Raw genomic sequence first — 22494 nt, 5'->3', positions numbered from 1 at the left:
CCGGACCCACCTGCCGAACCCGGCTCCCCCGCGGCTGCTTGGGCGGGCTCCTCGGCCGCGGCGGCCGCGTCGGGGGCCTGGCCTGCCGGGGGGTCGGCGGGCTGCGGGGTCACAGGTCGTCGTCCTCGTCGGCGTGGGAGTAGTCGGTGTAGTCCTGGTGGGTGCGGCGGGCCTGCTTGGCCGCCTTGCGCTCTGCGGCGCCGATGCGCTCGTGGGTGTCCAGGCGGGGGTCGCTGCCGCGGCCGTGCATGACGGTGGCGATGCCCGCCGGGGTGGAGGGCTCCCAGTCGAAGGTGACGTCGCCGACGGTGACCGGGCAGCCGGGGACGGCACCGGCCTTGGCCAGGGCGTCCTCGACGCCCAGGCGGGCGAGGCGGTCACCGAGGTAGCCGACGGCCTCGGTGTTGTTGAAGTCGGTCTGGCGGATCCAGCGCTCGGGGCGCTCGCCGCGGACGATGAAGCCGCCCTCGTCCTCGGGGTCGGCCTCGACGGTGAAGCCCGCGTCGTCCACGGCCGTGGGGCGCAGCACGACTCGGCTGGGCTCGACCGGGGGCTTGGCGGCGCGGTCGGCCTCGATGACCTCGGCCAGGGCGAAGCTCAGCTCGCGCAGGCCCTCGCGGGTGGCCGTGGAGATCTCGAACACGGGCAGGCCGCGGGCCTCGATGTCCGGGCGCACCAGCTCAGCGAGCTCGCGGGCCTCCGGGACATCGATCTTGTTGAGCACCACCACGCGCGGGCGGTCGGCCAGGTCGCCGCCCAGGGCCGGGGTGTAGCGGGCGAGCTCGGCCTCCAGGGCGTCGATGTCGGACACCGGGTCGCGGTCGGGCTCGTAGGTGGCGCAGTCGACGACGTGCACCAGCACCGAGCAGCGCTCGATGTGGCGCAGGAAGTCCAGGCCGAGGCCCTTGCCGTCGCTGGCGCCGGGGATCAGGCCGGGCACGTCGGCGATGGTGTAGACCGCGTCGCCCGCGGTGACCACGCCCAGGTTCGGCACCAGGGTCGTGAACGGGTAGTCGGCGATCTTGGGTCGGGCCTGGGACAGCACCGAGATCAGCGACGACTTGCCCGCCGAGGGGAAGCCCAGCAGGCCCGCGTCGGCCACCGAGCGCAGCTCCAGCACCAGGTCGCGGGCGTCGCCGGGCTCACCGAGCAGGGCGAAGCCGGGGGCGCGGCGGGCCTTGGAGGCCAGCGCGGCGTTGCCCAGGCCGCCGCGGCCGCCCTGGGCGGCGACGAAGCGGGTGCCGGGGCCCACCAGGTCGGCCAGGACCTCGCCGCGCTGGTCGAGCACGACGGTGCCGTCCGGCACGCGCAGCACCAGGTCCTCACCGAGGGCGCCGTCGCGGTTGCCGCCCTGGCCCTGCTTGCCGTTGCCCGCGGTGGCGTGCGGGCGGAAGTGGAAGTCCAGCAGCGTGTGCACGTTGCCGTCGACGACCAGCACGACGTCGCCGCCGCTGCCGCCGTTGCCGCCGTCGGGGCCGCCGAGGGGCTTGAACTTCTCGCGGTGCACCGAGGCGCAGCCGTTGCCGCCGCTACCGGCCGCGACGTGGATGACCACGCGGTCGACGAATCGGGACACCTTCGGTACTTCCTCTCACGACTTGCCACACACGCAAAACGAGGGGCGGGCCGGAAGTCGCTCCCAGCCCGCCCCTCGTGGGGTCCTCGCGCTCGGTCTGGCTCAGGCCTCGACCGGGACGATGTTGACGGTCTTGCGACCGCGCTTGGCGCCGAACTGCACCGCACCGGCGGCCAGGGCGAACAGCGTGTCGTCCTTGCCGCGGCCGACGTTGACGCCCGGGTGGAACTTGGTGCCGCGCTGGCGGATCAGGATCTCGCCGGACTTGACGACCTGGCCACCGAACCGCTTCACACCGAGGTACTGGGGGTTCGAGTCACGCCCGTTGCGGGAGCTGGACGCACCCTTCTTGTGTGCCATGAGTCAGTCCCTCTACTTGGAGATGCCGGTGACCTCGACGCGGGTCAGCTTCTGGCGGTGACCCTGCCGCTTGTGGTAGCCGGTCTTGTTCTTGAACTTGTGGATGCGGATCTTGGGGCCCTTGGTCTGCTCGACCACCTTGCCGGTCACCGACACCTTCGCGAGGGCGTCGGCGTCGGAGGTGACGTCAGTGCCGTCGACCACGAGCACGGCCGCGAGGTTGAGCTCGGTGCCCGGGGTGCCCTCGAGCTTCTCGACCTCGACGACGTCGCCAACAGCCACCTTGTACTGCTTGCCGCCGGTCTTGACGATCGCGTACATCGGGACGGAAGTCTCCTGCTACTCGACGATGGGGTCCTGCGCACCCTCGACCACGACAGGATTCGCGGTGCGGGTTTCGCATGACGCAGCCCCCCGATGGGAAGGCCGCGAACCAGGTTACGTTGCGGCCGGAACCGGGGTCAAACCGGGGGGTGGTTTCGCGCCCCTCCCCCGGTTCGACCCCGGTCCGGTCAGCTGTCGCCCACCGGCGGACCGGCGGGTCGCGACGCCGCCCGGCGGGTGCGCCTGCGCGGGGCGGCGGGCACCGAGACGGGCTCCTCCTCGGCCACCACGGCGGCCGTGCGGGGGTCCAGCTCGGCCCGGTCCTCGCGCGCACCGGCCTCGGCGGGGCCGTGGCCGTTGGTGGCCGCGACGACCGGCTCGGAGCCGGTGCGCTGGACGGGCGGGGCGGCGGCGGGCTCGGGCGGGCCCGCGGGGCGCGCCGCGGCCCGGTGGATCTCGCGGACGGCGGCCTTGGTGGCCTCGTCGCCCGCGGTGGGCTCGGCGCGGTCCTGCTCGGGCTTGTGGCCGTTGGAGCCGCCCGCCCGGCCGTTGCGGCCACCCCGACCGCCACCGTCGCGGCCGTGGTCCTTGGCGCCGTGGTCCTTGGCCTGCTCGTCGCCGTCGCGGGCGCCGGTGTCCTTGGTCGCGGTGTCCTTGTTCCCGGTGTCCTTGGTCCCGGAGTCCTTGGCGCCGTGGTCGGTGCCGCCGTCCTTCGGACCGTGGTCCTTGTCCTCGCCGCGCTTGCGGTTGCGCCTGCTGCCGCCGGAGCCGGAACCGTGGCCGTTGCCGCCGCTGTCCTGGGCGGGCTGCTGCTGGCCGGACTGGCCGCCGCCCCCGCCGCCACCACCGGACTTGGTCGCGGGCTCGGTGGAGACCAGCACGCCGCGGCCCTTGCAGTGCTCGCAGGTGTGGCTGAAGGCCTCCAGCAGGCCGGTGCCGACCCGCTTGCGGGTCATCTGCACCAGGCCCAGCGAGGTGACCTCCGCGACCTGGTGGCGGGTGCGGTCGCGGCCCAGGCACTCGGTGAGCCTGCGCAGCACCAGGTCCCGGTTGGACTCCAGCACCATGTCGATGAAGTCGATCACGATGATGCCGCCGATGTCGCGCAGCCGCAGCTGGCGGACGATCTCCTCGGCCGACTCCAGGTTGTTGCGGGTGACGGTCTCCTCGAGGTTGCCGCCGGACCCGGTGTACTTGCCGGTGTTGACGTCGATGACCGTCATCGCCTCGGTGCGGTCGATCACCAGGTAGCCGCCCGAGGGCAGCCAGACCTTGCGGTCGAGCGCCTTGAGCAGCTGCTCGTCGATGCGGTGCTCGGCGAAGGCGTCCTTGGGGCCGGTGTGCTTGCGCACCCGCTCCAGCAGCTCGGGGGCCACGTGCCGGACGTAGGAGTCGATGGTCTCCCAGGCCCGGTCGCCCTGCACCACCAGCGAGGTGAAGTCCTCGGTGAACAGGTCGCGCACGACCTTGACCAGCAGGTCGGGCTCCTCGTAGAGCAGCGCGGGGGCCGAGGCGCGCTTGGTGCCGTTGAGGCCCTCGGACTTCTCCTTGATGACCTGCCACTGCGCCTGCAGGCGGCGCACGTCGCGACCGAGCTCCTCCTCGCTGATGCCCTCCGAGGCGGTGCGGATGATCACACCCGCGTCCTCGGGGACGATCCGCTTGAGGACGTCCTTGAGCCTGCGCCGCTCGTTCTCCGGCAGCTTGCGGGAGATGCCGGTGGCGCCGCCGCCGGGCACGTAGACCAGGAAGCGGCCGGGCAGCGAGATCTGCGTGGTCAGCCGGGCGCCCTTGTGCCCGACCGGGTCCTTGGTGACCTGCACCAGCACCGAGTCGCCGGTGGACAGCGCCTGCTCGATCTTGCGGGCCTTGCCGTCGAGGCCCGCGGCGTCCCAGTCGACCTCACCGGCGTAGAGCACGGCGTTGCGGCCGCGGCCGATGTCGACGAAGGCGGCCTCCATGCTGGGCAGCACGTTCTGCACGCGGCCGAGGAAGACGTTGCCGACCAGCGAGCCGGACCCGGCCGAGGTGACGAAGTGCTCGACGAGCACGCCGTCCTCGAGCACGCCGATCTGGGTGCGGTCGGGGTGCTCGCGCACGACCATCGCCCGGTCCACGGCCTCGCGGCGGGCCAGGAACTCCGCCTCGGACAGGATCGGGGCGCGGCGGCGGCCCGCCTCGCGGCCGTCGCGGCGGCGCTGGCGCTTGGCCTCCAGCCGGGTGGAGCCGCGCACGCCGCGCACCTCCTCGCGGGCGCTGGCGGCCTCGGCCTTCTCGTCGCGGACCTCGCGGACGTGGACGACGGTGTTGGGCGGGTCGTCGGTGGAGGCGTCCTCGTCGTCGCCGCCCTTGCGGCGGCGACGGCGGCGCCTGCGGCGGCTGCCGCCCGCGTCCCCGTCGTCCCCGGCGTCGGGGGACGACGCGTCCTCGGCGTCCGCGTCGGCGGTGTCCTCGGCGTCGGCCTGCTCGTCCTTGGCGGGTTCGGCCTTCTCGGCCTTGGCGGCCCGGTCGGCCTTGCTGCCCCGGCCGCGGCTCCTGGTGGGGGCGGGGGCGGGCTCCTCGGCCTCGGCCTCGTCGGCCGCCTCGTCGCCCTGCTCGCCGTCGCCCTGCTCGGCGTCGTCGGCGGCGCCCTTGCCCCGGCCCCGGCCGCGGCGGCCGCGCCTGCGGCGGCGACCGCCCGCGCCCTCGTCGTCGTCCTCGGCGCGGTCGTCGACCTGCTCGGCGGCCTCGGCCTCGGGCTCGGGCTCGTCCTCGACCACCTCGGGGCGCGCCGGGCGGGCGGCCACCGGGTCGGGCTGCAGGAACAGCGGCGACGCCGAGGCGAACACCGGGGTCGGCGGGATGCGGCGCACCGGCTCGGCGGGCAGCGCCTCCTCGACCACCGCGGCGTCGAGGACCTCGGGCTCGACGTGGTTCTCGTCCGCGCCGCCCTCGGCGTCCCAGGGCGCGTCCCCGGTCAGCGCCTTGGCGACCTGCAGCGCGGTCTCCTTGGGCACGCTGGACTGCGCCCCGCGCACGGTCTCGCCGAGGTCGGCGAGCGCGGCGATGACGTCCTTGCTGCTGACCGACAGCAGCTTGGCCAGCGCGTGCACCCTGACCTTGGCGGGCAGCTCGGCCAGCGCGGCGTCAACGGGTGTGGTTGTGCCCCCGCCGGTGTTCCCGGCAGGGCTCGACTTCTCCGACATGCAGCTCCTCCGCCCCCGGGCGCGTCGGGTGTGACGCCGCCGCTCAGGGGCCCTAGTTGTCATTTCCGCCGCGCGAAGCGGCGGGAATCCTCGCCTCACCACCCGACCGGCAGGCCCACGTGGGCCTGCGCGGCCTGCGGGTGGCAGGTCTTGCGACGACGCGGCTTCGGGCGCTCTAGCTCTCCCCGCCCGCCCCTCCCACCGCCACCCGGTCGGGGGCCAGCGGGTCGGACAGACCGCCTGCGCCGTCAAGCCGCCCCTGGGCCATCCGGGTCGCCTTCGCGGGTACCGGCGGTTCCAGGGCGGCGACGGCGCGGAGCGCGCTCAGCACGTCGTCGGGTCGCACGGCCGGTGTTGTCTGCCGGACGACCACCAGCAGTATCCCACACGAGTCGCCCGGACCAGGCATGTCGATGCCCACAGCGTCCGGCGAGTCCGCGGGCAGCGCCGCGGAGTCGATCACCTCGGCGGACATCACCGCAGGTCGGGCGTCGATGAGCCGCCTGCCGTCCTTGGTCAACCGCTCCACCTCGACCGACTCGGCGGCCAGCAGCGCGGTCACCGCCGCGGCCAGCTCGCCCGCGGCGACGCCGGGCAGCGCGATCCGCCAGCGGCTCGCCTCGACCCGCTCGGCCAGCGCGCCCGGCCCGGCCTCGACGACCTCCAGCACGTCCAGGCCGGGGGCCAGGGCGCTGTCGAGGGCGCGGCCCAGCGCCGCCGGGTCGACCCGCTCGACCACCTGGACCTCGACGTACTCGGCCTCGCTGGCCACCCCGGTCGGCGCCGCGCCGATCCAGGAGATCTTCGGGTGCGGGTTGAAGCCCTGGGAGTAGGCCATGGGCACCCCCGCCCGGCGCAGCGCGCGCTCGAACGCCCTGGCCACGTCGCGGTGCGAGGTGAAGCGGAGCCGACCGCGCTTGGCGTAGCGCAGGCGCAGCTTCTGCACCGGCGGCGCCGACGGGTTGGGCTGGTCCTTGCGGCTCAGGACTACTCCTTATGGTGGTGCGGGCACTGCTCCGGTGGTGAGCGCACCGGCGTGGTGGCACCGTACCGGGAGCCGCACTTCGGCCCGCGAGCTTGTTTCCACCCCGGGCTCGTGATTACCGTCCGCAGGCGAGTCGACAGCCGGCACCGAGGAGATCCGGCGGACCAGCACTGGAGGTCGCCGTGCCCCTGCACCGCCGCGCCACAGCGGTCGCGGCCGGCGCCGCCCTGCTCGCGGTCGTCGGGTTCGCCCAGGTCACGGCCACCGCGGCACCGCTGCCCGACGACGGCGCGCCGTGCGCCCAGGACACCGCCGCCACCCGCTACCTGGTGCTGTTCGACCGGGGCACGCCCGCCCCGGACGCCGCCACCGCGGTGACCCTGGCCTGCGGGTCGACGCTGGTCTTCCACGCCCCGATCGCCGTGGCGGTCGTCACGAGCGCCGACTCCCGCTTCGCCGACCGGATCGGCCGCGACCGGGCGTTCAGCGCCGACGCCGCGCTGGGTCGGGTGCCCGCGCTCGAGCCGCTGCCCACCCCCGCCGAGCCCGTGCCCACCGCCGACCGCACCGGCGAGCAGTGGGACATGGACCTCATCGGCGCACCCCAGGCGCACGAGGAGAGCACCGGGAGCAGGGACGTGCTGGTCGGGGTGCTCGACTCGGGCATCGACGCCACGCACCCCGACCTCGCGGGCGCGGTGGACCCGGCGGTGTCGGCGGGGTGCCTGTCCGGCGTGGCCGACCCCTCCCCCGCCGCGTGGGCGCCCACGACCTCGACCCACGGCACGCACGTGGCCGGGATCATCGCCGCCGCGGACGACGGCAGGGGCGTCACCGGCGTGGCCCCCGGGGTCCGGCTGGCCGCCATCAAGGTCGTCGACGACCGGGGCATGGTGCTGCCCGAGGCGGTGGTCTGCGGGGTCATGTGGGCCGTCGAGCACGGCGTGCGGGTGGCCAACGACAGCTTCTCGGTCGACCCCTGGCAGCTGACCTGCGACCGCGGCGAGGAGCGCGTGGTCTTCGAGGCGGTGCGCCGCGCCGTGGACTACGCCACCGACCAGGGCGTGCTGACCGTGGCCGCGGCCACCAACGGCGGGCTCGACCTGGCCGACCCCGGCGGCGAGGCCGCCGACCTCGACGGCGGCAGGCGCGCCCTGGACCCCGGCTGCGAGGTCCTGCCGGGCGGCCTGCGCGGGGTGCTGACCGTGTCCGCGGTGGGGCCGGACGGGCTCAAGGCGGGCTACAGCTCCTACGGCCTCGGCGCGATCGACGTCACCGCCCCCGGCGGCGAGCAGCGCGACGGGGTGGACCGGTGCGTGCTGTCCACCGTCCCGGGCGGCTACGCCGACGCCTGCGGCACCTCCATGGCCACCCCCCACGCGACCGGCGTGGCGGCACTGCTGGCCTCCGCGCACCCCACCGCGTCCCCGCAGCAGCTCACCCGCATGATCACCGAGGACGCCGGGTCGGTGCCCTGCCCCGCCGACTACGACCTCGACGGCTCCGGCGTGCAGGACGCCTACTGCTCGGGCTACGCGCCGTTCAACAGCTTCTACGGCCACGGCCTCGTCGACGCCCTGGCCGCCACCTCCAGCAGCTGACGCCTCAGCCGGGCAGCCGCAGCAGCAGCGAGTCGGCCACGCCGAAGCCCTGGCGGGCGTAGAACGGCACCGACCGCTCGGTCGGCGCCAGCACCACGCGCACGTACCCGCGCTCGTCGGCGTGGGCGAGGGCGGCGGCGAGCATCCGCGACCCGATCCCGCCGTTGCGGTGCTGCGGTGCGATGTAGACGTTGGCGATGTAGCCCCAGCGCCCCGGGGGTTGGCCCGGCCGGGGCATGCGGGTGAACTCCAGCACGTTCATCGACCCGACGGCGGTGTCACCGTCGAAGGCGAGCCAGAACGCGCGCTGGTGCTCCTCGGCGGCGAACCACTCGGCGAAGGCGTCCTCGAAGCCGGGGTCGGCGGGCGCCGCGCCGTGGTCCTCCTCGGTCCAGGCGCGGCGCAGCGCGGCGAGCACCGGGACGTCGGCCCCGGTGGCCCGCCGGACGGTCACGACCCCGACAGCGACGGGTTGCGCACCGGGGAGCCGACGCCGACCGGGCTGATCGGCAGCAGCTTGCGACCGGTGGGGCCGATCTCGATGTCGGTGCCCATGGCCGGGCAGACGCCGCAGTCGAAGCACGGCGTCCACCGGCAGTCGTCCTGCTCGCGCTCGTCGACGGCGTCCTGCCAGTCGTCCCAGAGCCACTCCTTGTCGAGGCCGGAGTCGAGGTGGTCCCAGGGCAGGACCTCCTCCTCCGTGCGCTCGCGGGTGGTGAACCAGGCCAGCGACACGCCCAGCGGCTCCAGCTGGTCGGCCGCGGCGGTGGTCCAGCGCTCGTAGGAGAAGTGCTCGCTCCAGCCGTCGAAGCGGCCGCCGTCGCGCCACACCGCCTCGATGACCCGCCCGACCCGCCGGTCGCCGCGCGAGAGCAGGCCCTCGACCAGCGACGGCTTGCCGTCGTGGTAGCGCATGCCGATGTTGCGGCCCAGGCTGCGGTCGGCGTCGGAGTTGACCGCCTCGCGCAGCTTGCGCAGCCGGGCGTCGACGGTGTCCGGGTCGCACTGGGCGGCCCACTGGAACGGGGTGTGCGGCTTGGGCACGAACCCGCCGATGGAGATGGTGGCCCGGATGTCCTTGCGGCCGCTGGCCGCCCGGCCCGCGCGGATGACGTTCTTGGCCATCTCCGCGATCTGGAGCACGTCGTCGTCGGTCTCGGTGGGCAGCCCGCACATGAAGTACAGCTTCACCTGCCGCCAGCCGTTGGCGTAGGCGGCCGAGACGGTGCGCACCAGGTCCTCTTCGGACACCATCTTGTTGATGACCTTGCGGATGCGCTCGCTGCCGCCCTCGGGGGCGAAGGTCAGCCCGGACCGGCGGCCGTTGCGGGACAGCTCGTTGGCCAGGTCGATGTTGAACGCGTCGACCCGGGTGCTGGGCAGCGACAGGCCGGTGTTGGTGCCCTCGTAGCGGTCGGCGAGCTGCTTGGTCAGCTCCCCGATCTCGGAGTGGTCGGCGCTGGAGAGCGAGAGCAGGCCGACCTCCTCGAAGCCGGAGTTCTCCAGGCCGGTCTGGATCATCGCGCCGATGCCGTCGATGGAGCGCTCGCGCACCGGGCGGGTGATCATGCCCGCCTGGCAGAACCGGCAGCCGCGGGTGCAGCCGCGGAAGATCTCCACGCTCATCCGCTCGTGCACGCTCTCGGCCAGCGGGACCAGCGGCTGCTTGGGGTAGGGCCAAGCGTCGAGGTCCATGGTGGTGCGCTTGGCGACGGTGGCGGGCACCCGGTCGCGGTTGGGCGCATACCGCTCGATGTGGCCGTCGGCGCGGTAGGTGACGTCGTAGAACCGGGGGATGTAGACCCCGCCGGTCTCGGCCAGCCTGGTCAGCACCTCGTCGCGGCCGCCGGGGCGGCCCTCGGCCTTCCACCGGCGGATGATGTCGGTGATCTCGCCGACGGCCTCCTCGCCGTCGCCGAGCACCGCGGCGTCGAGGAAGTCCGCGATCGGCTCGGGGTTGAACGCCGCGTGCCCGCCCGCCAGCACGATCGGGTGGTCCTCGGTGCGGTCGGCGGCGTGCAGCGGGATGCCCGCGAGGTCCAGGGCGTTGAGCAGGTTGGTGTACCCCAGCTCGGTGGAGAAGCTGACGCCCAGCACGTCGAACGCGCCGACCGGGCGGTGCCCGTCGACGGTGAACTGCGGGACGCCGTGCTCGCGCATCAACGCCTCCAGGTCCGGCCACACCGCGTAGGTGCGCTCGGCCAGGACGTCGGGCATCTCGTTGAGCACCTCGTAGAGGATCATGACGCCCTGGTTGGGCAGCCCGACCTCGTAGGCGTCGGGGTACATCAGCGCCCACCGCACGGCGGCACCGTCCCAGTCCTTGGTGGTGGCGTTCAGCTCACCGCCGACGTACTGGACCGGCTTGGACACCCGGGGCAGCAGGGGCTCAAGCTGGGGGAAAACGGACTCGGCGCTCACCGCACCCAGGGTAGACGGTGCGGTTCGCCGCTCCGGCGGCCACGGGTCCCCCGACGGCGCTACGGTCGGCGCTGACGGGTGCGGGAGCCGGGGTGGGGAGGCGCGTCGTGGAGTGGGTGAACGCCCGCGACCTGGGCGGGTTGCCGCTGGTCGGCGGGGGTGTGACGGCCTCGGGGGTGTACTTCCGGTCGGCCGACCCGATCGGGGTGGCGCTGCCGGGGGCGGGCGTGCGGACGGTGGTGGACCTGCGGGCCGACCACGAGCGCGGCGAGCCGCCCGAGGGCGTGGAACTGGTCTGCGTCGACTTCGACGACTGGCCGGACGAGGCCTTCTGGGCGGAGCTGCGCGCGTCGGGCCTGTTCGGCACGCCGCTGTACTACCGGCCGTTCCTGGACGCCAAGGGCGCCCAGGTCGCGGCGGTATTCCGGGCACTGGCCGCGGCCGAGCCGGGGGTGCTGTTCCACTGCGCCATCGGCCGCGACCGCACCGGCCTCGTCGCGATCCTGCTGCTGTCCCTCGCGGGCGTGGAGCCGCAGGCCATCGCGGACGACTACGCCCGGTCGACCGAGGAGCTGCGCCCCCACTTCGCCGCCCAGGGCCGCGACGACCACGGCCCCTACATCGCGGACCTGCTGGCCGGGCGCGGCACCACGACCCGGCAGGTCGTCCTGGACCTGCTCGACGGCTTCGACGCGCGCGCCTACCTGCTGGCGGCGGGCGTGCCCGAGACCGACCTCGACACCCTCGTCAACCGCCTGACCAGCGCCTGAACGTGCCCTAGGACAGCAGCAGCTTGTCCAGGCGGCGGGAGGAGATGACGGTGCCGACCGCGGCCATGACGACGAAGTAGGACAGGTGGCCCAGCAGCGACCAGTGCACGTCGCCGATGGTGAGCGCGCGCATCACCTCGATGGCGTGGTAGAGCGGGAAGCACTGGACCGCCACCTGCAACGGCACCGGGTAGACGGTGAGCGGGAAGAAGGTGGTGGAGAACAGGAACATCGGCATCAGGGCCAGCAGCACCAGGTCGAAGTCCTGCCAGGAGCGCATGAAGGTCGCGCAGGCCATGCCGACCGCGGCGAAGGCGAAGGCGACCAGGACGGCCGCGGGCAGGGCGAGCAGGGCCCACGGCGAGGTGAGCAGGCCCATGCCCAGCATCACGGCCAGGAACCCCGTCGAGTACAGCGCGCCGCGGATCAGCGCCCAGGAGATCTCCCCGATCGCCACGTCCATCGGGCCCATCGGGGTGGTGAGCACGGCGTCGTAGAGCTTGGCGTACTTGAACTTGAAGAAGATGTTGAACGTGGCGTCGTAGACGGCGCCGTTCATGGCGGAGGCGGCGAGCAGGGCGGGGGCGACGAAGGCGACGTAGGTGACCGGTTGCCCGCTGGGCCCGGCCACCTCACCGACCAGCCTGCCGAACCCGAAGCCCAGGCCGAACAGGTAGAACAGCGGCTCGAAGAACCCGGACAGCATGGCCAGGTAGGCCCGCCGGTTCACCAGCAGCGAGCGCTCCACGAGCACCCGCGCGCGGCCCGCGTACAGGCCGGTGGGCAGCACCCGCAGCAGCAGGCCCGACGACGCCGGTGGCGCGGTGGTCGTCACGGTCAGACCTCCAGCCTGCGGACGAAGTTGCGGCGGGCCCACACGGCGCCCACGACGAGCAGCACGAGCAGGAACGCGGTGTGCCCGAGGGCGGGCAGCGGGTCCAGCCCGCCCAGCGCCACGCCCCGGCACAGCTCCGTGCCGTGCCACACCGGGGACACCCACACCAGCGGTTGCACCCACCCCGGCAGCTGCTCGACCGGGAAGAAGGTGCCGGAGAACAGCATCATCGGCATCACCACGAACCGGAACACCACGTTGAACTGCTGCCCCTCGGACTCGATCGTGGCCGCGTAGGCGATCACCGGCGCCGCGCACGCCATGCCCGTGAGCAGCGCGAACGGCACCGCGACCAGGATCGCGGGGCCCGCGACCGCGCCCAGCGCGGCGGCCACCGCGGTGAAGGCCAGCGCGGTGAACAGCAGCCGGGCGGCCAGCCACGCGAGCTGCCCGTAGAGCACCTGCGCGGCGCCGATCGGGGTCGAGATGATCGCCCAGTACACCCGCTGCCACTTGAACCCGGACAGCACCGGGTAGGTCGACTCCCCCACCGCGGTCTGCATCAGGGTGGCGGCCAGCAGCGCGGGCGCGAGGTACTCCACGTAGGGCAGGCCCAGGGTGGCCTCGCCGGGCTGGACCTGGGAGCCGAAGCCGATGCCCAGCGCGACCAGGAACAGCACCGGTTGCAGCAGGGTGGAGATGATCGTGCTGCGCCAGTTGCGCCGGTACCAGGTCCAGTTGCCCTCGACGACCAGCAGCGCCGAGCGCAGCGGACCGGGGAGGGGGCGGGCGGTGGTGCCCGCGGTCGTCGCGGTCATGTCAGTCCACCAGGCTGCGGCCGGTGAGGCGGAGGAAGACGTCCTCCAGCGTGGAGCGGCGCACCAGGCTCGACACCGGGGCGACGCCGCGGTCGTGCGCGGCCTTGAGCGCGGACTCGCCGTCGTCGGTGTAGAGCAGCAGCCGGTCGGGCAGCACCTCGACCCGGTCGGCCAGGTCGGCCACGCGCGGCTCGGCCTCGCCCTGGGTGCCGGGGGTGAACCGCAGCTCCAGCACCTCGCGGGTGGAGTACCGGGAGATCAGCTCGCCGGGGCTGCCCTCGGCGGCGATCCGGCCGCCGTCCATGACGACCAGCCGGTCGCACAGCTGCTCGGCCTCGTCCATGTAGTGCGTGGTGACGATGAGGGTGGTGCCCTGCTGCTTGAGCCGGAACAGCCGGTCCCACAGCAGGTGCCTGGCCTGCGGGTCCAGGCCGGTGGTCGGCTCGTCGAGCAGCAGCAGCTCCGGGTCGTTGACCAGCGACCGGGCGATGGTCAGCCGCCGCTTCATCCCGCCGGAGAGCGGCTCGACCTCGGCGTCGGCGCGCTCGGTGAGCTGGGCGAACTCCAGCAGCTCGGTCGCCTTCTGCCGCACGTGCGCCTTGGACATCCCGAAGTAGCGCCCGTACACCTGCAGGTTCTGCCGCACGGTCAGCTCGCTGTCGAGGTTGTCCTGCTGGGGCACCACGCCCAGCCGCGCCCGGATCGCGGGCCCGTCGCGGCCGGGGTCCATGCCCAGCACGCTCAGCTCCCCGCCGGTGCGCGGCGAGACGCAGGAGATCATGCGCATGGTGGAGGACTTGCCCGCACCGTTGGGCCCCAGGAAGCCGAACGCCTCCCCCGGCCGCACCTCGAGATCGATCCCCTTCACCGCCTCGAAGTCCCCGAACCGCTTGCTCAACCCACGCGCTCGCACGAGCGCCCCGTCGCCCTCCACGCCCAGCACACTAGAGGGCGGGACCGACAAATCCGGAATGGATTAGCCCCGACGCGCACCGGCCCGGGACCCCACGGGGTCCCGGGCCGGTGTCAGCGCGCCGTCAGAGAGACGGGAACCAGATCTTGACCTCGCGCTCGGCCGACTCGGGTGAGTCCGACCCGTGCACCAGGTTGTACTGCACCTCCAGGCCGAAGTCGCCGCGGATGGTGCCGGGGGTGGCCTTCTCGACCGGGTGGGTGCCCCCGGCCAGCTGGCGGAACGCGGCGATGGCGTTCTCGCCCTCAACAACCAGGGCCACGACCGGGCCGGAGGTGATGAACTCCAGCAGCGACTCGAAGAACGGCTTGCCGTCGTGCTCGGCGTAGTGCTGCTCGGCGGTCGCGCGCTCGACGTCCTTGAGCTCCAGCGCGACGAGCTTGAGGCCCTTGCGCTCGATGCGGGAGATGACCTCGCCGACCAGGCCCCGGCTGACACCGTCGGGCTTGACCAGGACCAGGGTGCGCTCACTCACGGCTTTCGGTGCTCCTCTGTAGGGATTGCCTCGGTAGAGATTGTCTCTGTAGGGGTTGCCCGCATCGGGGGAAGCCCCCCGGGGGACAGCTGTGACCAGGGTAACCGCCGGTCCCCCGCCCCTTCCCGCAAGGTCATCCCGACGGCCTCGGGGGTCAGCGCTGCGGGGTGAGGGTCTTCGACCAGAGGGACGCACCCGTGGCGTCGCGCAGGTCCACGGTGAGGGCACCGGTGCGGCCGTCGACGTTGACCTCACCGAAGTGCTGGTAGCCGTCCAGCGGGGAGGTGTTGGCCGCAGGCGGGGCGTGCACGAAGACCGCCTGCGGCCCGAAGGTCGGGTCGAGGGTGTTGGGCCCGAACGCCCCCGCGTGCAGGGGACCGGAGACGAACTCCCAGAACGGGTCGAAGTCGCCGATCGCGGCCCGCTCCGGCGAGTAGTGGTGGGCCGCGGTGTAGTGCACGTCCGCGGTCAGCCAGACGACGTTGCGCACCCGCCGCCGGGCCAGCGACCGCAGCACCCACGCCAACTCGAACTCCCGCCCGCTGGGCGCCCCCGCCAGCCCGTTGGCCACGCCCTCGATGCCCGCCCCGTCCGGCACGATGAGCCCGATCGGCAGGTCAGCGGCCACGACCTTCCACGTCGCCCGGCTGCGGGACAACCCGTCGACCAACCACCTGGCCTGCCGGTCGCCCAGGACGCGACCACGACCGTCCTGCGGGGCGGAGTTGTCGTCCTTGTAGGTGCGCATGTCCAGCACGAACACCTCGACCCGCTCGCCGTAGGCGAAGCTGCGGTAGACCCGCCCGTCCACCGCCCGGCGCCGGTCCACCGGCTGCCACTCGTGGAACGCCTGGTGCGCCCGCGCCGCCAGCACGTCCACCCGCTTCTCGGTGTACTGCGGCAGGTCCAGGATCTCCCCCGGGTACCAGTTGTTGACCACCTCGTGGTCGTCCCACTGCACCACCTGCGGCACCCGCGCGGCGAACGCGCGCACGTGCTCGTCGAGCAGGTTGTAGGCGAACTGGCCCCGGTACTCGTCCAGCGTCTCGGCCACCTTGGTCTTGGCCGGGGTCACCACGTTGCGCCACACCCGCCCGTCCGGCAGCACCACCCGCTCGGCCAGCGGCCCGTCGGCGTAGACGGTGTCGCCGCTGTGCAGGAAGAAGTGCGGCTCGCGCGCGGCCATGGCCCGGTAGGCGGTGAGCCCGCCGAACTCCGGGTTGATCCCCCACCCCTGCCCCACCACATCGCCCGACCAGGTGAACCGCACATCAGCCCGCCCCCGCGGCGCGGTCCGGAACGACCCCACCACGGGCTCGCTCACCCCGCGGTCGTCCTCCGCCCGCACCCGGTAGTGCACCTCCCGCCCCGGCGCCGACCCGCTCACCCGCACCTGCCCGGTGCCGTCGGTGGCGGGGGTCAGCAGCGGCCCGCGCACGGTGCGCGCGTGCCGGAAGTCCGGCCGGTCGCTGACCTCGACCACCATCCGGGACGGCCGGTCGGCCCTGGTCCAGACGATGGCACCGTCGGCGGTGGCGTCCCCGGTCTGCACCCCGTGGGTCAGCACGGGACGGGACCGGGGCCCGGCGGAGGAGGGCGTGGTGGTGGCCAGCGCGGCACCGGGCAGCACGACGCCCGCAGCGACGGACAGGCCGCTGGCGCGCAGCAGGGTGCGTCGGGAGATGTCCATGCGGGGTTTCTAGGCGGACGTCACGTCCAACAGGCCAATCTCCGCTGACCGGGGGATGACACCTCGGCACCGCACACCGGGGGTTAGACGGCCCGCAGCACTTCCCAGAGCAGCTGAGCGTCCTCCCTGGCACTACCTGCCGCCGCCCACGCCACGTGGCCCGGCTTGTCGAGCACATCGGCCAAGGCGAGATGCCCCTCCTTGGGAGGGTCACCAAGAGCTGTGAGGACCTGTTCGACGTCTTCGATCAACGAGACCAGGAATGCCAGGTCGTTCAAGTGCCGGGATTGAGCTGCGCGCGCGGGGGCCAACCTGTGCTCCGCCGCGTACGCGGCAGCTTTGATCTTGAGAGATCGTGGGAGGTCCGGCAGCACGACGCCGACGACGCGATCCGCATGAGCCGTGCGGACCACGGTTCAGTGCCGCAACGCCTCCCGTCCCCCGTAAACCTCGATCGTGCGTCCCGGTGGCGTGGTGGTCAAGTCCGGAGGCGGGAAGTCGTCCAACCTCGGAGCGAGCACATCGATGGATTCACCACTGGGACCGAGGTATCGGTGGGAGGACTCACGCGGACTCCCTGGAGCGAGCGAGTACCCCATGGCACCGAGGACAGCCACGGCGTCGCGGAGGGACGACGGGGCGAGCTGGATGTCGAAGAGGACATCGACATCCTCGGTGACCCTGGGTAGTGGTCTGCCGCAGACAACCCCGTGCAGGTAAACCATGATCCCGCCGATGACCACGTGGTCTGCCGGCAGGCGCTCGCTGAGGTCGAGCAGAGTCGTCCAGAGCTTGCCGCCGTCCCGGAGATCGGGCAGGGTCACGTGTCCGAGCACGGGCAGGTCGGGCCACCGATCGACGATCATGGCCGCGCAGGGTAGTCGTCCCTGCCCAGGAGTTCGGCCGCGGCGCGCGAGGACCGGTCGTCCCCCAAGTCGAGCAGATCCGCCGCAGCCACTGCTACCGGGACGACTCCTGCTTCGAACACCTCTCCGAGGGGCAGATCCGCGTCGACGACGCACAAAGCGGCATTCGGGGCGGTGCTGCCCCACCCGATGCCCCTCTGCTCCCGCAGCGCGTCCAGCGCGCTCCGGGTCAAGTAGAGGACGATGGTCTCCTCTGCGGACTGGACGAAGGGCGCACCGTGCTGGACCGCTGCACCGATCCCTCCGAGGGCTACTCCCGGCTGTGCTCGAACACGGCGCAACAGCGGAGCGGGGATGCGCACACCAGTGGTTTCAGCGCGTCGGGCCAACATCCTCGACCACTGCCTCAGGGGGCGCCGGACGAAGCGTGCGAGGCGCACCTTCTCCGAGGCTGGGATGGTCCACGGCGGAGCCAGCCCCGACGCCAGCAGCAGCACGGTCCACGCCGATCTGGGGGCCAGCGGCCGTCCCCGGGCAGGTTCGGAGGCAATCCGCCGAGCGACCGAGTCTGCGCTGATGAGAACAGAGCGGCCGACTTTCCGCGTGATCAGCTGTCCTGATCGGGTCAAGTCGCGGACGTGCCCTGAGGACACCCCGAGCTGAACTGCTGCCGCCTCCACGGACAGCCAGCCAGGGACATCGTCCACCACTGCTGACACCTCCTCAGCTGGCCTGATTCAAACAATACCCCCACTCATGGGGGGTATTGTTCGGAGCCGACGTGAGTTGCCGGGCAGCGATGGCGCGCAGGCCTCGGGTCACAGCGCTTCCAGGGCTGCGGAGGCTACTGCTGGCTGGTGAGCCTGCCCTCTTCCATGCGCTTGCGGACGTCGTTGCGTGCCCAGAACATCCAGGCCCAGACCAGGGCGAACAGGATGCCGACGACGGCGAGGGCGGGGAGGAACCAGCCGCAGGCGATGAGCAGGGCGTGCAGGGCGATGACGACCCAGTGCAGCCAGCGGCGGGCGACCAGGGCGCAGCTGAGGACGAGGGCGAGGGCGATGAGGCCGACCAGCCAGCCCTGGGTGGTGGTGATGTCGTCGTCCTTGGCGACCACGAGCAGGGCGAGCAGGACGACGATGGCTTCCAGGATGAACATGGCCGAGCAGACGCCGCGGAAGCCCTTCATCGGGTCCGGCGGGGGTGCGGGCTGCTCGACCCCGTCGCCACCGGGGGTGGCGGGGGTGGTCGGGTCGTCGGTCATGCCGGTTCCTTCCCGAACAGGGCGCGGACCTCGCCCGCGGTGACGACCGAGCCGGTGGCGACCACGCCCGCGCCAGAGAGGGGCTCGGAGGGGTCGTCGGACTGCTCGGCGAGCTGGACGGCCAGCTCGATGGCGTCGTCGAGGCGGGGGGCGGGGTGGACGCGGTCGTCGCCGAAGGTGTCGGCGGCCAGTTCGGTGAGGCGGTCGGGCGACATGGCGCGAGGGGAGGAGTTGGTGGTCACGACCACCTCGTCGAGGACGGGCTCCAGGGCGGTGAGGATGCCGGTGGCGTCCTTGTCCTCCAGCACCCCGAGGACGCCGATGAGCCTGCGGAAGCCGAACTCGTCCTGGAGCGCGGCGGCGAGGGCCTGGGCGCCGTGCGGGTTGTGCGCGGCGTCGACGAAGACCGTGGGGGCCGAGCGGACGCGCTCCAGCCTGCCCGGCACGGTCACCGCCGCGAACGCCGCGCGGATGGCCTCGACGTCGAGCTGCTTGTCCGCGCCCGCGCCCAGGAACGCCTCCACCGCGGCCAGCGCGAGCGCGGCGTTGGCCGCCTGGTGGGCGCCGTGCAGGGGCAGGAACACCTCGTCGTAGACGCCGCCAAGGCCCTGCAGGCGCAGCACCTGGCCGCCGACGGCGACGTCGCGGTCCAGCACGCCGAACTCCAGGCCCTGCCTGGCCACGGTCGACTCGGTCTCGGCGGCGCGCTCCAGCAGCACCCTGGCCGCCTCGGGGTCCTGCTCGGCGAGCAGCGCGATCGAGCCGGGCTTGATGATCCCGGCCTTCTCCCGCGCGATCGAGACCAGGTCCGGGCCCAGGAACTCCTGGTGGTCCAGGCCGATCGGGGTGATCACGGCGATCCGGGCGTCGGCGACGGAGGTGGCGTCCCAGCCGCCGCCCATGCCGGTCTCCACCACCGCCACGTCCACCGGGGCGTCGGCGAAGGCGGCGAAGGCCATGGCGGTGAGCACCTCGAACTTGCTCAGCCGCACGCCCTCGCCGTCGGTGGTCGCCCGGTCGTCGACCATGGCCAGGTACGGCTCGACGTCGCGGTAGACCTCGACGTAGCGGGCCGGGTCGACCGGCACCCCGTCGAGGCCGATCCGCTCGGTGACCAGTTGCAGGTGCGGGCTGGTGAACCGGCCCGTGCGCACGCCCAGGCCGGTCAGCAGCGCGTCGACCATGCGGGTCACCGAGGACTTGCCGTTGGTGCCCGCGACCTGGATGACCGGGTACGCCCGCTGCGGGTCGCCCAGCAGGTCCAGCAGCGCGCGGACCCGGTCGAGCGAGGGGTCGATGCGCGCCTCGGACCACCGGCCGTCCAGCTCGGACTCGACCTGGTGCAGGTCCTCCAGCGCCGCCGGGTCGAGCACGCTCACTCGCCCCCCGGCAGGGCCGCGAGCCGCGCGGTGACCCTGGCGATCTCGGCCGCGGCGGCCTCGCGCCGGGCGCGGATGCCCGCCACCACGTCCGCGGGCGCCTTGTCGGTGAACTTGGGGTTGCCGAGCTTGGCCTCGCACTGGGCGAGCTCCTTCTCGGCCACCGCGAGGTCCTTGCCCAGGCGCTTGCGCTCGGCGGCGACGTCGACGGTGCCGGACAGGTCCAGCTCCACCGACACCGCGCCACCGGCCAGCGGCACCTCGATCGAGGCGCTGGCGGCGAAGTCGTCGCCGGGCTCGGTCAGCCGGGCCAGCGACGCCACCGCGGCGGTGTGCGCGGCCAGGCCCGCCGCGTCCACACCGGACAGCCGGGCCTTGACCCGCTGGCCGGGCTTGACGCCCTGGTCGGCGCGGAACCGGCGGATCTCGGTCACCAGCTTCTGCACGCCCTCGACCCGGGCGGCGGCCGCGGTGTCGGCGGGGGCGCCCGCCGCGGTGGGCCACTCGGCCACGACCAGGCTCTCGCCGCCGGTCAGCGCCTTCCACAGCACCTCGGTGACGAACGGGGTCACCGGGTGCAGCAGCCGCAGCACGGTGTCGAGGACGTGGCCGAGCACCGCCCGGGTGGCCTCGGCGCGCTCGCCGCCCTCGGCGACCTGCACCTTGGCCAGTTCCAGGTACCAGTCGCAGAACTGGTCCCAGGTGAAGTGGTAGAGCGCGTCGCACAGCTTGGCGAACTGGAAGCCGTCGAACAGCCCGTCCACCTCGGACACCAGGGCGTCGGCGGCGTCGAGGATCCAGCGGTCGGCGTCGGTCAGCGCCGACCGCTCGGGCAGCGCGACCGCGGTGGTGGCGCCGTTCATCAGCGCGAACCGGCTGGCGTTCCACAGCTTCGTGCAGAAGTTGCGCGACCCGGCCGCCCACTCCTCGGCCAGCGCCATGTCGCTGCCCGGGTTGGCGCCGCGGGCCAGGGTGAACCGGGTGGCGTCGGCGCCGAAGCGGTCCAGCCAGTCCAGCGGGTCGAGCACGTTGCCGCGCGACTTCGACATCTTCTTGCCGTGCTGGTCGCGGATGAGCCCGTGCAGGTACACGTGCTGGAAGGGCACCTTGCGCTCGGCCTCGGCGAACGGGCTGCCGTACAGGCCGAACATCATCATCCGGGCGACCCAGAAGAACAGGATGTCGTAGCCGGTGGACAGCACGCTGGTCGGGTAGAACTTCGCCAGGTCGGCGGACTCGTCGGGCCAGCCGAGGGTGGACAGCGGCCACAGGCCCGAGGAGAACCACGTGTCGAGCACGTCGGGGTCCTGGTGCCAGCCGTCGCCGGTGGGCGGCTGCTCGTCCGGGCCGACGCAGACCACCTGGTCGTCCGGGCCGTACCAGACCGGGATGCGGTGCCCCCACCACAGCTGGCGGGAGATCGTCCAGTCGTGCATGTTGTCGACCCAGTCGAAGTACCGCTTGGCCAGCTCCGGCGGGTGCACCTGGGTGCGGCCGTCGCGCACGGCGTCGCCCGCGGCGCGGGCCAGCGGCTCGACCTTGACCCACCACTGCATCGACAGCCGCGGCTCGACCACGGTGTCGCAGCGCGAGCAGTGCCCGACCGAGTGCAGGTAGGGGCGCTTCTCGGCGACGACGCGGCCCAGCTCGCGCAGCGCGGCGACCACCGCGGGCCGCGCCTCGAACCGGTCGAGGCCCTGGAACGGGCCGGGGGTGGTGATCACCGCGGTCTCGTCCATCACGGTGATGGCGGGCAGGTCGTGGCGGCGGCCGATCTCGAAGTCGTTCGGGTCGTGCGCCGGGGTGACCTTGACCGCGCCGGTGCCGAACGCCGGGTCGACGTGCTCGTCGGCCACGATCGGGATCCTGCGGCCGGTCAGCGGCAGCTCGACCTCGGTGCCGATCAGGTGCCGGTACCGCTCGTCGTCGGGGTGCACGGCCACGGCGGTGTCGCCCAGCATCGTCTCCGCGCGGGTGGTGGCGACCACGATCGAGCCGTCGCCGTCGCCGTAGCGGATCGAGACGAGCTCGCCCTCGTCCTCGGAGTGCTCGACCTCGATGTCCGACAGGGCGGTGCGGCAGCGCGGGCACCAGTTGATGATCCGCTCGGCCCGGTAGATCAGCCCGTCGTCGAACAGCCGCTTGAACACCGTCTGCACCGCGCGGGACAGGCCCTCGTCCATGGTGAAGCGCTCGCGGGTCCAGTCGACGCCGTCGCCGAGGCGGCGCATCTGGCCGAGGATGCGGCCGCCGTACTCGGCCTTCCACTCCCAGACCCGCTCGACGAACTTCTCCCGGCCCAGGTCGTGCCGGGACAGCCCCTCCCCGGCCAGCTGGCGCTCGACGACGTTCTGGGTGGCGATGCCCGCGTGGTCCATGCCGGGCAGCCACAGCACCTCGTAGCCCTGCATGCGGCGGCGGCGGGTGAGCGCGTCCATCACCGTGTGGTTGAGCGCGTGGCCCATGTGCAGGCTGCCGGTGACGTTGGGCGGGGGCAGCACGATCGAGAACGGCGGCTTGTCGCTGCCCGCGTCGGCGGTGAAGTACCCGGCGTCTACCCAGCCCTGGTACAGCTCCGCCTCTACCGAGGCCGGCTCCCAGGCCGGCGGGAGGTCGGTGGTGCGCAGGGTGGGGGTGTCAGTCACACCCACAAGTCTACGAACGCCCGGGAAATGGGGTCGAACCGGGAGGACCAGCGCCGATACCGCTCCACCACGACGAGCGCCGACGCCCGGCCCCAGACGGGCGGGGAGCGGAGCGGTGGGACGAGGTCGGCGTCCACGGCCGACCGGGCGGCGGGCGCAGAACCGCTCCCGGGGGGCGCGGCGAGGAGCTGTCGGTAGCAGTGGAGCTGGCCGCACCATCCCGCTGACCTGGGCGTCGAGTGACGAACCAGCCCTGGTTGTCCCACCGCGGGTGACCGCCGGACGGCACTGGTGTGCCGTTCGGCGCACCACCCGCCCGGCTGTTAA

The 22494-nt window shown here is 73.1% G+C and carries 20 protein-coding genes; 2 read left to right on the top strand and 18 right to left on the bottom strand.

All coding sequences use genetic code 11. The features are described from left to right. Positions 1–109 precede the first annotated feature (109 nt). From obgE to BJP25_RS00760, 5 genes are all read right to left on the bottom strand, one after another. On the bottom strand, positions 110–1576 hold the full coding sequence (gene obgE / locus BJP25_RS00780) for a GTPase ObgE (RefSeq protein ID WP_075972792.1): 1467 nt from the start codon (positions 1574–1576) through the stop codon (positions 110–112). Between the two features lie 102 nt (positions 1577–1678). Then, positions 1679–1936 (bottom strand): 50S ribosomal protein L27, encoded by a 258-nt coding sequence (gene rpmA, locus BJP25_RS00775; RefSeq protein WP_075972791.1) that lies wholly within the window; start codon positions 1934–1936, stop codon positions 1679–1681. 12 nt (positions 1937–1948) lie between these two features. Then, positions 1949–2257, bottom strand: a complete 309-nt coding sequence (gene rplU / locus BJP25_RS00770) for a 50S ribosomal protein L21 (RefSeq protein WP_075972790.1) — start codon at positions 2255–2257, stop codon at positions 1949–1951. Between the two features lie 191 nt (positions 2258–2448). After that, positions 2449–5445, bottom strand: coding sequence for a translation initiation factor IF-2 N-terminal domain-containing protein (locus tag BJP25_RS00765; RefSeq protein ID WP_075972789.1), 2997 nt, complete (start codon positions 5443–5445; stop codon positions 2449–2451). Positions 5446–5620: 175 nt separating this feature from the next. After that, positions 5621–6391 carry a TIGR03936 family radical SAM-associated protein gene (locus BJP25_RS00760; protein ID WP_075972788.1) on the bottom strand — a complete coding sequence of 257 codons (771 nt, stop codon included), beginning with the start codon at positions 6389–6391 and terminating at the stop codon, positions 5621–5623. Between the two features lie 221 nt (positions 6392–6612). On the opposite strand from BJP25_RS00760, the gene BJP25_RS00755 reads away from it, so the two are divergent. Then, positions 6613–8031 carry a S8 family peptidase gene (locus BJP25_RS00755; protein ID WP_075972787.1) on the top strand — a complete coding sequence of 473 codons (1419 nt, stop codon included), beginning with the start codon at positions 6613–6615 and terminating at the stop codon, positions 8029–8031. A 4-nt stretch (positions 8032–8035) separates the two neighbouring features. On the opposite strand, the gene BJP25_RS00750 is transcribed toward BJP25_RS00755, so the two are convergent. After that, positions 8036–8485, bottom strand: coding sequence for a GNAT family N-acetyltransferase (locus BJP25_RS00750; RefSeq protein ID WP_075972786.1), 450 nt, complete (start codon positions 8483–8485; stop codon positions 8036–8038). Then, on the bottom strand, positions 8482–10452 hold the full coding sequence (locus BJP25_RS00745; protein ID WP_075972785.1) for a TIGR03960 family B12-binding radical SAM protein: 1971 nt from the start codon (positions 10450–10452) through the stop codon (positions 8482–8484). Before BJP25_RS00745 ends, BJP25_RS00750 begins: the two co-directional genes overlap by 4 nt. A 107-nt stretch (positions 10453–10559) precedes the next feature. Here BJP25_RS00745 and BJP25_RS00740 point away from each other — a divergent pair, with 107 nt between their 5' ends. Then, complete coding sequence (locus tag BJP25_RS00740; RefSeq protein ID WP_075972784.1) at positions 10560–11222, top strand: tyrosine-protein phosphatase; 663 nt, start codon at positions 10560–10562, stop codon at positions 11220–11222. Positions 11223–11229: 7 nt separating this feature from the next. Here BJP25_RS00740 and BJP25_RS00735 read toward each other — a convergent pair whose 3' ends face one another. From BJP25_RS00735 to BJP25_RS00685, 11 genes are all read right to left on the bottom strand, one after another. After that, positions 11230–12063, bottom strand: coding sequence for an ABC transporter permease (locus tag BJP25_RS00735; protein ID WP_075972934.1), 834 nt, complete (start codon positions 12061–12063; stop codon positions 11230–11232). After that, positions 12060–12875, bottom strand: a complete 816-nt coding sequence (locus BJP25_RS00730; RefSeq protein ID WP_075972783.1) for an ABC transporter permease — start codon at positions 12873–12875, stop codon at positions 12060–12062. Before BJP25_RS00730 ends, BJP25_RS00735 begins: the two co-directional genes overlap by 4 nt. Before the next feature lies 1 nt (position 12876). Continuing rightward, on the bottom strand, positions 12877–13815 hold the full coding sequence (locus tag BJP25_RS00725) for an ABC transporter ATP-binding protein (protein ID WP_198943304.1): 939 nt from the start codon (positions 13813–13815) through the stop codon (positions 12877–12879). 97 nt (positions 13816–13912) lie between these two features. Beyond that, positions 13913–14323: a nucleoside-diphosphate kinase gene (ndk, locus tag BJP25_RS00720; protein ID WP_075972781.1), complete on the bottom strand. Its 411-nt coding sequence runs from the start codon at positions 14321–14323 to the stop codon at positions 13913–13915. 154 nt (positions 14324–14477) lie between these two features. Continuing rightward, positions 14478–16013 (bottom strand): alkaline phosphatase D family protein, encoded by a 1536-nt coding sequence (locus BJP25_RS00715; RefSeq protein ID WP_075972780.1) that lies wholly within the window; start codon positions 16011–16013, stop codon positions 14478–14480. 83 nt (positions 16014–16096) lie between these two features. After that, complete coding sequence (locus tag BJP25_RS32955; protein ID WP_143218809.1) at positions 16097–16291, bottom strand: hypothetical protein; 195 nt, start codon at positions 16289–16291, stop codon at positions 16097–16099. Positions 16292–16429: 138 nt separating this feature from the next. Beyond that, positions 16430–16879, bottom strand: coding sequence for a hypothetical protein (locus BJP25_RS00705; protein ID WP_075972778.1), 450 nt, complete (start codon positions 16877–16879; stop codon positions 16430–16432). After that, the gene (locus tag BJP25_RS36495) at positions 16876–17559 is read right to left on the bottom strand and encodes a hypothetical protein (RefSeq protein ID WP_408607081.1); all 684 of its coding nucleotides are present in this window, start codon (positions 17557–17559) and stop codon (positions 16876–16878) included. The genes BJP25_RS00705 and BJP25_RS36495 overlap by 4 nt, the downstream gene beginning before the upstream one ends. A 164-nt stretch (positions 17560–17723) precedes the next feature. Further along, a complete protein-coding gene (locus BJP25_RS00695) occupies positions 17724–18143 on the bottom strand; it encodes a DUF4233 domain-containing protein (RefSeq protein WP_075972776.1) in 420 nt (139 codons plus the stop codon). After that, positions 18140–19522 (bottom strand): bifunctional tetrahydrofolate synthase/dihydrofolate synthase, encoded by a 1383-nt coding sequence (folC, locus tag BJP25_RS00690; RefSeq protein ID WP_075972775.1) that lies wholly within the window; start codon positions 19520–19522, stop codon positions 18140–18142. The genes BJP25_RS00695 and folC overlap by 4 nt, the downstream gene beginning before the upstream one ends. Beyond that, on the bottom strand, positions 19519–22167 hold the full coding sequence (locus BJP25_RS00685; protein WP_075972774.1) for a valine--tRNA ligase: 2649 nt from the start codon (positions 22165–22167) through the stop codon (positions 19519–19521). The genes folC and BJP25_RS00685 overlap by 4 nt, the downstream gene beginning before the upstream one ends. Positions 22168–22494 lie beyond the last annotated feature (327 nt).

Origin of the sequence: Actinokineospora bangkokensis (assembly GCF_001940455.1) — a bacterium.
Classification (GTDB): domain Bacteria; phylum Actinomycetota; class Actinomycetes; order Mycobacteriales; family Pseudonocardiaceae; genus Actinokineospora; species Actinokineospora bangkokensis.
This window is presented reverse-complemented; position numbering and strand designations above follow the sequence as displayed.